This window comes from Fibrobacter sp. UWP2, assembly GCF_900141705.1.
Classification (GTDB): Bacteria; Fibrobacterota; Fibrobacteria; order Fibrobacterales; family Fibrobacteraceae; genus Fibrobacter.
The window spans coordinates 1-11,216 of the sequence record NZ_FQYM01000012.1 but is presented as its reverse complement, the minus strand read 5'-3'; the positions used below and the strand labels follow the sequence as shown (position 1 = coordinate 11,216).

Annotated in this window: 9 protein-coding genes; 4 read left to right on the top strand and 5 right to left on the bottom strand. The window is 56.0% G+C overall.

The window, feature by feature from the left end; genetic code table 11:
• Positions 1 to 9: 9 nt before the first annotated feature.
• The 3 genes from BUB55_RS07395 to BUB55_RS07385 form a co-directional block, all read right to left on the bottom strand.
• Positions 10 to 1,878, bottom strand: a complete 1,869-nt coding sequence (locus BUB55_RS07395; protein ID WP_073189575.1) for a glycosyl hydrolase — start codon at positions 1,876 to 1,878, stop codon at positions 10 to 12.
• Positions 1,879 to 2,070: 192 nt separating this feature from the next.
• Entirely contained in the window at positions 2,071 to 4,383 is a 2,313-nt protein-coding gene (locus BUB55_RS07390; protein ID WP_073189573.1) for a glycosyl hydrolase, read from the bottom strand.
• A 146-nt stretch (positions 4,384 to 4,529) separates the two neighbouring features.
• Entirely contained in the window at positions 4,530 to 5,498 is a 969-nt protein-coding gene (locus BUB55_RS07385; protein ID WP_073189571.1) for an aldose 1-epimerase, read from the bottom strand.
• A 32-nt stretch (positions 5,499 to 5,530) separates the two neighbouring features.
• Here BUB55_RS07385 and mnmE point away from each other — a divergent pair, with 32 nt between their 5' ends.
• Positions 5,531 to 6,904, top strand: coding sequence for a tRNA uridine-5-carboxymethylaminomethyl(34) synthesis GTPase MnmE (gene mnmE, locus BUB55_RS07380; protein ID WP_073189569.1), 1,374 nt, complete (start codon positions 5,531 to 5,533; stop codon positions 6,902 to 6,904).
• 19 nt (positions 6,905 to 6,923) lie between these two features.
• Positions 6,924 to 7,757, top strand: a complete 834-nt coding sequence (locus BUB55_RS07375; protein WP_234971847.1) for a GRP family sugar transporter — start codon at positions 6,924 to 6,926, stop codon at positions 7,755 to 7,757.
• On the opposite strand, the gene BUB55_RS07370 is transcribed toward BUB55_RS07375, so the two are convergent.
• A complete protein-coding gene (locus BUB55_RS07370) occupies positions 7,754 to 8,656 on the bottom strand; it encodes a hypothetical protein (protein ID WP_073189656.1) in 903 nt (300 codons plus the stop codon). The two genes, BUB55_RS07375 and BUB55_RS07370, sit on opposite strands and share 4 nt — an antisense overlap.
• Before the next feature lie 168 nt (positions 8,657 to 8,824).
• Between BUB55_RS07370 and BUB55_RS07365 the strand changes: the two genes are divergently transcribed.
• On the top strand, positions 8,825 to 9,631 hold the full coding sequence (locus tag BUB55_RS07365) for a hypothetical protein (RefSeq protein WP_073189567.1): 807 nt from the start codon (positions 8,825 to 8,827) through the stop codon (positions 9,629 to 9,631).
• A gap of 62 nt (positions 9,632 to 9,693) precedes the next feature.
• Positions 9,694 to 10,179 carry a hypothetical protein gene (locus tag BUB55_RS07360; protein WP_073189654.1) on the top strand — a complete coding sequence of 162 codons (486 nt, stop codon included), beginning with the start codon at positions 9,694 to 9,696 and terminating at the stop codon, positions 10,177 to 10,179.
• A 56-nt stretch (positions 10,180 to 10,235) separates the two neighbouring features.
• Here BUB55_RS07360 and BUB55_RS07355 read toward each other — a convergent pair whose 3' ends face one another.
• A complete protein-coding gene (locus BUB55_RS07355) occupies positions 10,236 to 11,135 on the bottom strand; it encodes a PKD domain-containing protein (RefSeq protein ID WP_073189566.1) in 900 nt (299 codons plus the stop codon).
• Between the last annotated feature and the right edge of the window lie 81 nt (positions 11,136 to 11,216).

The following is an 11,216-nucleotide window of genomic DNA, read 5'->3' as shown; positions in this document are numbered from 1 at the left end:
GGTGCCCCGCTATTTGACGCGGAGCATTTCTATACGAGACTCTGCGCCCGCCTTGGCGCGGATTACGTAACTTCCCTTGGCAAGGCTTTCCAGGCTGTAGCTGTAGGTTCCCTTGGGGAGAATCCCCCGGTTCAGCTGCACCACAAAGTGGCCCAGCATGTCGTAAACAGCGATGTTCACGTTGCCAGTGGGGACCGTGACGGAGAGGGTCGTCCCATTTGCCGAGAGCGTGAACGGACCGGCGTCGCGCACCGCCCTGGCGCGGTTCTTGTATGCCGTGGTGATCGAGCCCCAGTCCGGCAAGTCCTCAATGGCTACGATGCGCTCGTCTTCCATGTTGCGTTTCCACATGTCCTTGGGAGTCTTGTCGAGGAATTGTCCATTCCAGGTCTGGCTCCAGGTCATCCAGTAGCTCCAATAGCTCTTGTCTTCGGCGATGCTGTCGATGTCGGGAATGGCGCCGTTCTCGGTGAGGGCGATGAGCTTGCTTGTTCCCACGTCGCTTGCAATCTTGTTGAAGTAGTTGGCGGCGGAATTGTGGTCCAAGAGCGGGTCGTAAATATCGACACCCACCACGTCCACGTAGTCGTCACCCGGGTACCAGGCGGCGTTCAGGGCGTTGTAATCGTAACCGAATGCGGGGTCGGTGTTGATGTTCCAAACCCAAATGAGGTTCTTGAGCCCGTTGGTTTTGACCATGCGGTCGTACACAATTCTGTAAAGTTGTACGTAACACTCGGCACTCGCGACTCCCCACCAGAACCAGCCGCCACTCGCCTCGTGGAGCGGACGCCACAGCACCGGCACGTTTTGGTCTTGTAGTACCTGGAAGAGGGCGGATACCTTGTCGATGTCGCCAACAATATCCTTGTATACCTTGGAACCCGTGTCCACGTCTTTGCAGGTGGAATCCTTGAATGCCTTGCGGTAGTCAAAGCAGGTGTTGTTCTCGGCAGTGCCGCGCACGCCCTCGGTGCAGCCCGCATTGCGGAAGCCGTTGTTCTGCGTGTAGAATACGGTGTCTTCGCCCACTTTCCAGTGCCAGGTGAAAGTGGGGATGCCGTGCATGTCCCAGAGTTCCTTGGCCATGAGCAGGTTGTTCTCGGAATAGCCCTTGAACCAGCCTTCGTCGCTGTGGCCGCCTGCCGCAAAGAGCATGTCGAAGCCGCCAATGGCGGGGTAGTGGCCGCTATACTCGTAGAAGGTCTTGATGTCGGTTTGTCCTTTCCAGGAGACTTCTTCGTCGCTGTACTTGCAGGAGTCTTGCGGCGTGCAGCCTCCCGGCGGGATCAGCTTCATGTTGGCGTAATCGTAGTTGAAGTTCTGGTCGCTGATCATCATGCCGCTCAAGGTCTTTTTGCCAAAGTTCTGGACCAGGAAGGAGTAGACTTTTTGAGCCTCGGGCGTTGCTCCCGGCGTCACGGGGGTGGCGCTGATTTTGAACTCTAAATCGGGGTGCTTTTCGATGGAGAGGTAGTCGACGCCGATGGCGCCGTTCCCGACCGTCACGGTGTTCTTGCCCGCCTTCATTTTGGCGATGGTCGCGACCACGTAGTTGGAGTCGCAGTTGCGCGGGTTGGTGAGGGCGGAGCCGACCTCCACGTTGTTCACGAGAATCTTGGAAGTGGTCCAGTCATACTGCTTGATGCGCACGGCGACCGCGATGTCGTAGAGGGCCGTCTCTTTGATGTCGATGCTGAACGTGAGCGGAGTCGATCCCGGGTTCACGTACTTGCCGCCGGAATAGCCGGTGCTGTCGACGACAGTCGCTGTCGAGGGCAGGCCTTCCATTTTTTCGGCTTCGTAGATGGTGGGTTCGGCGAACGCGGTTACGCCGAGTAAAGAGACCGCGATGGTGGCCTTTGCTATTTTATTCATTTTATCTCCCTAAAGTCCCTTGCGGGGCCCAAACACATTTGTTTTTGGCTGTTTTTTCCAGTCCTTCTAAAAATATATTCCATAAAATCAAAGTCAAGTGTTCGCGGACACGGGAACGTTTTTTTTACTTCAAAGAAAGCCGCAAAACGGGAGGGTTTTGCGGCTATGGAATGGAGTAAAAGAAACTCGAGATTAGCGGATCTTCACCGGTTGCGTGGCAGCGATTCCATTGCCCTTGACGCGTACGATGTACTGGCCCTTGGGCATGTCGGCAAGGCTGAAGGCGTGAGTGCCTGCGGCAAGATTTCCGTTAAAGAGGGTGGCCACGTGCTTGCCTGTCATGGCGAATACGTCGACAGCCACGTTGCCCGAGGTGGAGGTGGCAAGCATGATGCTGCCGCCCTGCACAGAGAACCTAGCGGAGCTAGCCTTGGCGGCAACGGTCCTGATGGCCGAGGGTTCCTGGATTTCCTCGACGAGGGCGATGGCTTTCACGAAGTCCTCACTCCCTTCGGAAACGCTGAAGAGGTCCTTCTTGGCGTCAAACGCCGAGACGATTTTTTCGTCGTCCGTCACCATGTTGTCGAAGGTGATGTTGCCCGTGAAGCCTTCGGCGCTCAAGACGAACACGACGGAGAAGAGGTTGTCCACGTCAATCGGGTGTTCGACGCCGTCATCGTCCTTGTAGGTCGTGATGTCGAACGTGCAGTTCTTGGAACCGCCGAATTCAATCCAGCAGCCGTCGCTCAAGGACTGTTCCCAGGTCCAGGCTTTGTCTTCCATGCCGTTTCTAACGAAGGCGAGGCCAATCCATGCGCCTTCCGCTGCGGTGCTGGAACCGTTCACCTGGATGTCGACGGAGATGGACTTGCTTGCGGAGAGGTCCGGGAGCTTCGTGAAGTTGATGAGGGCTCCGTCCGTGGTCAGGTTGGAATACGTGACCTGCATCTTGTAGTCTTTTGCGCCGTTTGCCTTGGAGGTGTCTGCCGCAAAGTTTGCGCCTTCGCTTGCCGTCTTGCAGGTCTGCGTGCCGCTATTTGCCACGGTGTAGTTATCCCAGCCGGGCATTTTATCGATGGTGAGGACCTTCTCGTTTTCCATGTTGGATTTCCAGACTTCGTTGGAGGTCTGGCCGGGCCATTTGCCGCCCCAGGTGCTGTACCACGGCATCCACCAGCTCCACATCGCCTGATCTTCTTCCATCTTGGTGATGTCGGGGATGGGACCGTTCTCGGAGAGGGCTAGCACCTTGCTCACGCCGAACTTTGCCTTGAAATCGTCAAAGGCGCCGGCGTTGCTGGAGTTGTCATTGTCGTTATTGTAGATGTCGATGGAGAGTACGTCGTAGTAGGTCTCACCCGGGTTCCAGTCAGTGAGGTTCGCAGTTTGCGGGTTGAATACCCACACCAGGTTCTTGACGCCGTTCTTGAACACCATGCGTTCGTAAACCAGGCGGTAGAGGGCGGCGAATTGCTTGCCCGAGTGCGTGCTCCACCAGAAACATGTGCCGCCGGCTTCGTGTAGCGGGCGGAAGATGGCGGCGACGCCGTCCTTTTGCAGGTCGAGGAAGTATTCGGAGATGTAGTCAATGTCGGCGATGATTCCCTTGTAGGCGGCAGAGAGCGTGTCCCACGAGGTGGTTCCCTTCACGAATGCTTCGGTAAAGTCGAACGTGGTGTATTCCTTTCCTTCGCCGGCGGCGTTCTGGTTCGCGTAGAAGGCGTCCACTTCGTCGAGGGGGTCCTTCCAGTGCCAGGTGAATGCCGGGATGCCGCCCTTCTTCCAGAGGTCCTTGGCAAGGGCGATTCCCTTGTCGGTGTATTCCTTGTTCCAGCTGCCGCTTGCGTTGGGGCCGGTGGCAAAGAGGAAGTCCAGGCCGACCAGGGCGGGCTTTTTGCCGCTACGGGTGTAGATATCGGCCACGTCGGGGTGCGTGTCGAACGCGGCGCCGGCGGTGTAGTTCGTCATGTCGCCGGTCATGATGCCCGAGATGACTTTCTTTTGGAAGTTGTTCACGAGGAAGTTGTAGAGTTTGACGGCGCTCTCGGTCGCGTTCGGTGTGACGGGCGCGTTGCAGATGTTGAAGGCGACGTTCTCGTATTCGGTAATCTCGATGTAGTCCACGTCAATCCATCCCCAGAAATTGGTGATAGCGATGGTATTGGCGCCCGCTTTGAGCGTGATGGCAGTCTTGTTGTCGGTGAAGGCGGTGGCGGTGGCGAACACCATGTCGCCCGACTGGGAACCGTTCACCACGATGTGGTTCGTCTTTTCGCTGCCGGCCTTGTAGCGCACGTTCAGCGTGTACTTGCCCGCGGTTTCGGCGGTCACGTTGAACGTAATATCGCCGGCCTTCATTTCGACGAACTTGCCGCCGGAGGCGTTCGCGTTGCTCGAGACGGTAGCCCCGTTTTCGAGGGTCGCGTCCTCGGCTTCGTACTGGGCTGCGAATGTTGCGGTTGTTGCGGCGAGGCCGAAGGCGACTAAAAACTTTTTAACATCCATGGATACACTCCTGTTTTTGACTGCTTTTAAAATATGTTTAAATACCCCTAAAAACGTCGTTTTTTTGAGACGGGGCGGGAAAAGTGTTGAAAGATTCTAAACGTAAAAAATATCGAAATTGGGCGAATTTTTGCGTTTTGTAAGCATTATTTAAGAAACTTGGCGCCGAATTCAAAGGAGGCCGTTTCGCCGGGGGCAAGAACGATGAGCCCTTTGTGGTGGTTCAGCACGTCGGGGGCGGCGGTCATGGGTTCGATGGCGATGCTCATGCGGTCGGGCGGTGTGTAAATCTGGATGGCGTTGTAGGCGTTTTTCCCGGGGCGTTGCCAAATGGTGAGGTTGCCGTGTTTACCGGAGAGCAAAACGTGTGCCGAGCCGTCGGATGCGTCTGTAGCCTTGTCGTCCAAGCAAAAGCAGTCGTTGATGAACTCGTCGGCAATGGCGCGTCCTTTTACAAAACGGGTGTCGGGGTGGGTTTTGCCCGTGGGTATGTCCGCCGGGTCGAGTTCCGAGAATTCGGAGGGTGGGAGTGTCATGGTGATTCCGTCGATTTTTTCGCCCATGGAGTAATACGGGTGCCAGCCCTCGGAATAGGGCATGGGTGCCTTGCCGATGTTCTTGACGCTGGACTGCACCGTATAGCTTTCGCCGGTGAAGGTCACGCGGTTCTCGGCGTGGAACGGGAAGGGGAATCCGCCAAAGTCGCCCGGCCAATCGCAGGTGAATACGGCGACGGCCTTGCTGGAATCGCTTTCAAAGCTTTGGAATTGCCAGGGCCTGTTTTGCAAAAAGCCGTGGAGGGCGTGCGGCGCCCAGCTTACGTTGTTTGTAAGCCGGTAGGTTTTGCCTTCCCAGGTGAACTTGGCGTAGGCGGTGCGTCCGGGCCATGGGCAGAGCCTGCAGCCGGCATTGGTGTCGGGGCCGATTTTGTAGACGTCGTCGCCTTCGCGGTAGCCAAACAGAAGGTCGAGCTTGGTGCTGCCCGCGGGCACGCGCCAGGCGTTGAGTCCAGCACCGTAGCCGGTAAAGACTTCGAATTCGCAACCGTCGTCACGGACTATGGCGTGGCACGTGATGTCGCTTATATTTTTTGCAATAATCTTGAATTTTGACATATGCCTGTAAATATAATTCTAAATTTGAGCCTATGGATTCCCAGACGATTGTCGCCCCCATGACCCCGGCCGGGGTTTCGGCCGTTGCCGCGCTCCGCGTGAGCGGTTCTCGCGTGCGCGATGTGGTGCGGGCTCTGTTTGGGGAACGCGCCGCCGCGGATTTGGAACCGCGCCGTGCCGCCCTGGGGACTGCCCGCAGCACCTTGAAAGAGGGCGATGCCGAGGAATGCCGCGGCGAAGTCATTGACCAGCTGCTTTACCTGTTTTTTGAAGGCCCGAATTCCTACACCGGCGAGGACGTGCTGGAACTGTACCCGCACGGGAACCCGCTGATTGTGCGCGAACTTATGCAGGCGATACGGCGGGTGCCGGGAGTGCGCTTGGCGGAACCCGGGGAATTCACGCGCCGCGCCTATTTGAACGGCAAGATGGACCTTTCGCAGGCGGAGTCTGTTGCCGACGTAATCCACAGCGCAAACCGAGCCGAGCTAAAAAACGCCCACCGTCTGCTGAGCGGCGCCCTCTCCAAAAAAGTGAAGCTCCTTACCGAACAAATTAAGGACATCTCGGCGCGTTTGGAATTGGACGTGGATTTTGCCGAAGAGGAGGCCGACCCCGATTATGCCGGCTGGGAAGGCAAGCTTGCCGCCATCCGCGGGAACGTGGAGAGCATTCTCAAGAGCTTCCGCAGCAAGGCCTCGGTCTCGAGAATCCCACTCGCGGTTTTGTACGGCGCCCCCAACGCAGGAAAGTCGAGCCTGGTGAACGCGCTTTTGGGCGAGGACCGCATTTTGGTGAGCAGCGTCCCGGGAACGACGCGCGACTTTGTGGAAGTGCGGCTCTTTTTGGCGGGTGGCGAAATTAGGCTGGTCGATACCGCTGGCATTGCCGCCACGGCGACCGACGCCCTGGATGCCTTGAGCATGCAAAAGAGCAGGGAGGTCCTAGAAGAAGCCGACCTCAAGATTTGCGTGGTGGACGGAAGCCTCCCTGCGGCCGATGCGGAGCAGGAGTTCAACCCCGACCTGGTTGTGTTGAGCAAGCAGGACCTGGTGGGTGGGTTGCCCAATGCCGAGGGCATATCCCTGGCCGCGCCATCCATAGCCGTTTCGGCAAAGACGGGCTACGGGCTCGAGGAGCTCTCTAAAGAGATGAACGCCCGCCTTTTCAAGTCAACCGAAAACACCGAGGACTTGTGGATTACAAGCGAACGCGAAAAGGCTTGCCTCGAGGAAGCTTTGAAGGGAATTGACCGCGCGCTGGACCTGATCCGTACAAGCCCGGCAGTGGAATTGTTAGCTTTTGAAATGCAGCTGGTGCGCCGCTCGCTCCAGAGCATTACGGGCGAAATTTCGTCCGAGGATATTTTACAGTCAATTTTTGCGGGGTTCTGCATTGGAAAGTAGTGCGTTAAGCGTTCTGGGTGTGTTTGTTGGGATCTTTGCGTTCGGTACCTACATGGTGCCGCTCAAAAAGTGGCCGCAGTATTCCTCCTGGGCGTTCCTTGCCGCCATGTCGGTAGGTGCGTTACTTTGTTCGCTCTCCATTGCCGCCGTTACCGGGCACTTTAGCCTCGCGCCGGTGGGGCTCCTTTGCGGTGCCATCTGGGTCATTGGCGGGGCGCTCTGCTTTTGGGCGGTGCAGGCCGAGGCCGACCTCGCGGGCACGGGGCTTCGCTCCATGTGCGTGAGCATTTTGCTCTCGTTCATTACCGGCGTGGTGCTCTTTCGCGAACCGACTCAGCTTTATTTTTCGATTCCGGCTATTGCCTGCATGCTGGGCGGCATCTACATTCAAACTCCCAAGCAGCAGTCCATTTTGAAGAACTGGCGCTCGCTGCTCTCGGGCGCGGTGTTCGGCACTTACTTGATTCCCTTCAAGTTCAGTGGACTTGCCGACATGGATTTTTTGATGCCGTTTGCGCTTGGCATTTGTGTCACGAGCCTCGTTCTGGTCGCGGTCATGACGCTCAAGCGCGGCAAGGGATTCGGTTTCCCCAAGGTCCCCACGCTCTTCGCCGTTTTGGCGGGTGTCCTTTGGATGTTCGGTACACTCGCCATTTTTTGGGCCATTGCCGAGGACGGATTTTTTGGCTACGCCATTGGCTACCCACTTTTGCAGTTGAACCTGGTGGTGAACCAGCTGTGGGGCGTGTTCGCGTTTGGCGAATATGCGACCCGCAGGGAACGCACGACGCTCGTGATGTCGACTGCCGTCATTTTGCTCGGGGCCGTGCTGTTGACGGTTTCAAGAGGCTAGAGCGTTTCGATTTTGGCCTCGAGTTCTTCGGCGGCCTTGGTGTTTTCGCTGTAGATGGCGTTGATTTTTTTGCAGCTCAGTTCCAGGAGCGTGCGCGCGGCTTGGTTGTCGCTTTGCTTGCGCAGCTTGCGGATGGCGTGGTCCACCCGCGAAACGTCGATTTGCTGCGGGTAGTCCTTCATAAAGTTATAGAAGAGCCCGATTTGCGTTTCGTATTCGCTGTCGGTTTCGCAGGCGAGCAAAAACGGGATGACGCGAATGTTCAAAAGTTTGGAGAGGTCGCCTACGAAGGTGTTGAGCGTGACTCCGTCGGGGAACAGTTCCTCGGTGTCTTTTTCGAGGGTGTCGGCGTCCACAAAATCGCTGGATTCCATTTGCGCGAGCATCTCGTTGAGGAGCGCCGCCTCCTGGACGCGCGCCTGTTCGCGGTACTTGGCCTGGTAAAAGATGGGGAGCGTCGTGAGGCAAAAGTGCGCCTGGTTTGCGCCGAGGAATTCGCCCACGTAGTAAATGTCGGCGTCCTGGTTTAAAATGTCGGCCTCGGATTCAAAGTTCCCGATTCGTGCCGGGATGGGGATGACTTCCATGTTGTTGAGCTCGTGCAGGCGTTCGCGCAGTGCTTCCACATCGAGGTTCTCGGGGATCTCCATGCCGTTCTCTTCCATGGTGGCGAGCATGTTGTTGAGTTTTTCGTCCATGGCGCTGTTGAGCATTTTGCGGCTTGGCGTTTGGGGCGCGGCTCTAAAGTCGCCCTCGAGAGCGAGCAACCCGTTCTTGATCAGGTCGTCAAAGGGCGTGCTGCTCCCGTCCATCTCCGGGGAGGGGAGGATCCTCGCGTACGCAATCATGCGGCCGCAAAGGTGAGTGTCGTTTCCTTTTTTCTGTTCTATTCCAAGCATGCGCATAATATAGTAAATGAGTGCGGAATACGTCATTCTGAGAGGCGAAGCCTCGAAGAATCCAGTCCCGCTATTCAAACCTGGGTCCTTCACTTTCCCTATCCCCTTGCAGGGGCTAGGGTTCATTTAGGATGACGAAGCTGGTTAGGTATTTTTTATCTTTGTAATATGGAACCGGTGACCTGGCAAAAGATTCTAGACCTGTGCAACAGTCTCTCGAACGTGACATACGAGAATCTCACGAAAATAATACGCCTCGATGCGACGGGGAGTGCCTCGGCGGCGCGCAACCTGGACGATAGCGACCAGAACGACATTGACACCTGGATGGGCGGCGGCACTTGCTTTAGCATGACGTGGCACCTGTACCAGAGCTTTGTGGACCTGGGCTTAAAGCCGCGGCTGGTGATGGGCCACAAGCGAAAAGAGAAGAACATCCACTGCGCTCTTGTCTTACCTCAAAGTCAGCCGAAGGCCGACGACCTCATACTCCATACCTCGTATCTCTTCGATCCGGGCTACCTGATTTTTGAACCGCTCCCACTCCCGCTCCCCAAGCCGTTTGGCGCGGGGGAATCCCTGTTCCCGCTGGTGCCCAACTGCGTGCGCCTGGTGCGGCCCGCCGAGGACGCCCTGGAACTTTGGACGGGCGGCACGCTGCATGCCGACGGTCGACTCTCGGCACCGATGAAGCTCCGCTTTGAGTACCCGCTTGCGGGAGTCTCCGTGGAGGAATTCAAGCTGCACTGGAGCGAGAGCTTTTACCGCGAGATGATGACTTACCCTGTGCTCAACCGCCTGGATCGCGAACACGGAATCCAGTATTACTACCAAAAGGGGAACCTCGTGACCCGCGATGCGAACGGTTCGCGCATGGAGAGGCTTGAGGAAGGCGTCCGTGTCGAGAAATTGAGCGAAATCTTTAAACTTTCACCCGATTTGATACAAAAAGCCCTCGCGATCCTCGCGAAGTGATTGCACGCTTTTGTATATTGTTCGCTGGAATTGGTTCATTAACCCCAAAACAAGGAATGAAGATGAAAAAACTGTTTGTGGCCTTCGCGGCAATCCTCTCTGCGGCGCTTGTCGCCTGCGGCCCCTCCAAGCTCGAAATCCAGGAAATGTCTGCCCAGTGCGACGTGATTATCGAAGTGCGCCAGGTGCTTGACGATTCCATTAGCCTCATGGTGGGGAACACCCTCTACCTGAACGCCAAGCAGACCGTTGGCGAAAGCATGTTCCCGCTCTCGGTGAGCACGCGCGACCCGCAAGAGATTGAACGCTTGACCGCGACCGACCTCGTGGAGGATGAAGCTGGCCTCTTGAAGTACCTGCGCTTTAGCTCTCCCGACATGGTGAACTTCGGCATCGTGATCGGCGAAACAGCCAAGAACGAGATTGGCTTTGACGAATCCAAGGTCGTAAACACCTTGAAGGACATCTTTGTGAAGGTGGACGGCGGTACCCTCGTGCTCTTCCACGAGAAGGGCGGCGAAATTACCGATGCCAAGAAGCTGTTCTAGTTTTTTTTGCTATTAAAAATGATCCCGTCACGTAATGTGGCGGGATTTTTGCTTTATTAAAGTTCCAGTATACAGCTGGCGAGGGTGCCGTCTTCGGGAGAAATGGTGACGCACACTTCGCCAAAGTCGTTTTCGCCCAGTGAGACGGTGCCGATAGAAATGCTGCACCTTGAGAATAGACTCCCGAGGCAGTCTATGTTTTTGTCTTCATGGGACAATTTCATTACAAAGTCGTAAGTCGAGGAACTGTATTCGCATGTAACGTTAAGCTTCGGTGTGAAATATTGAGTACTCCAGCTCCCGTGGATTTGGATGCAAGCTCCGCTGGGAACTTTAATGCGTTCAGTTGAAAAGGAATCATTGAAATCCAAAAGGTAGTCGGGGGTGTCGGAATCGGTCGCCGTGACAGCGGGGCACGAGACTTTTGCTATCCCGTACTCCTCGTTCGTTACAGTGACCGTCGGGGCCAAAATGTCGCCCTTGTTGGTAAAGGTTGCCGTTGCCGATTCACCGTTTCCGGCGACGCCCGCTCCTTCCCAGGTGTAGTTAATGATGTCTTTTGATGACTTGCAACCCGAAATCTGCCATTTTGCATTCCCTCCCGTTTTGATGTCAATGGACCGTTTTTCTGCTGTGCACTGGCAGTCGGTGATGGGATTGCTGGGTATAATTACTGAGCAACTGGTTGTGGCGGTTCCGCTTTTTTTTGTCGACACCGTGAGTGTGGCCGTTTTTTTGCCAGGAGTTGTGTAGGAAACATATGCGTCGGAAGAACTTGCTGTTTTGGGAGTCCCGTCGTCGAAAGTCCAGCTGAATGTCGCTGCGGCGATTTCGACGGCTGGAAGGTCGTATGACGAGAGCTTCCAGTGGACGTCGTCTTCCAGGTTGACTGTGGGTTCGGTCGGAGTGCAGGTGATGGAAAAGTCGTTGGTGGGCTCGCTTGGAAGATGCCCCAAAGTTAGTTGAAATTTCTGCAACCAAAAAGAAAAAGGTGGTCTCCAACTTGTAAATTTGGTTCAGCAAAAAAACACCAAGCA

Bases quoted from the DNA above. Each gene is read 5' to 3' on its own strand.
- BUB55_RS07395 (WP_073189575.1), bottom strand. From the start codon at position 1,878: ATGAATAAAATAGCAAAGGCCACCATCGCGGTCTCTTTACTCGGCGTA.
- BUB55_RS07390 (WP_073189573.1), bottom strand. From the start codon at position 4,383: ATGGATGTTAAAAAGTTTTTAGTCGCCTTCGGCCTCGCCGCAACAACC.
- BUB55_RS07385 (WP_073189571.1), bottom strand. From the start codon at position 5,498: ATGTCAAAATTCAAGATTATTGCAAAAAATATAAGCGACATCACGTGC.
- mnmE (WP_073189569.1), top strand. From the start codon at position 5,531: ATGGATTCCCAGACGATTGTCGCCCCCATGACCCCGGCCGGGGTTTCG.
- BUB55_RS07370 (WP_073189656.1), bottom strand. From the start codon at position 8,656: ATGCTTGGAATAGAACAGAAAAAAGGAAACGACACTCACCTTTGCGGC.
- BUB55_RS07365 (WP_073189567.1), top strand. From the start codon at position 8,825: ATGGAACCGGTGACCTGGCAAAAGATTCTAGACCTGTGCAACAGTCTC.
- BUB55_RS07360 (WP_073189654.1), top strand. From the start codon at position 9,694: ATGAAAAAACTGTTTGTGGCCTTCGCGGCAATCCTCTCTGCGGCGCTT.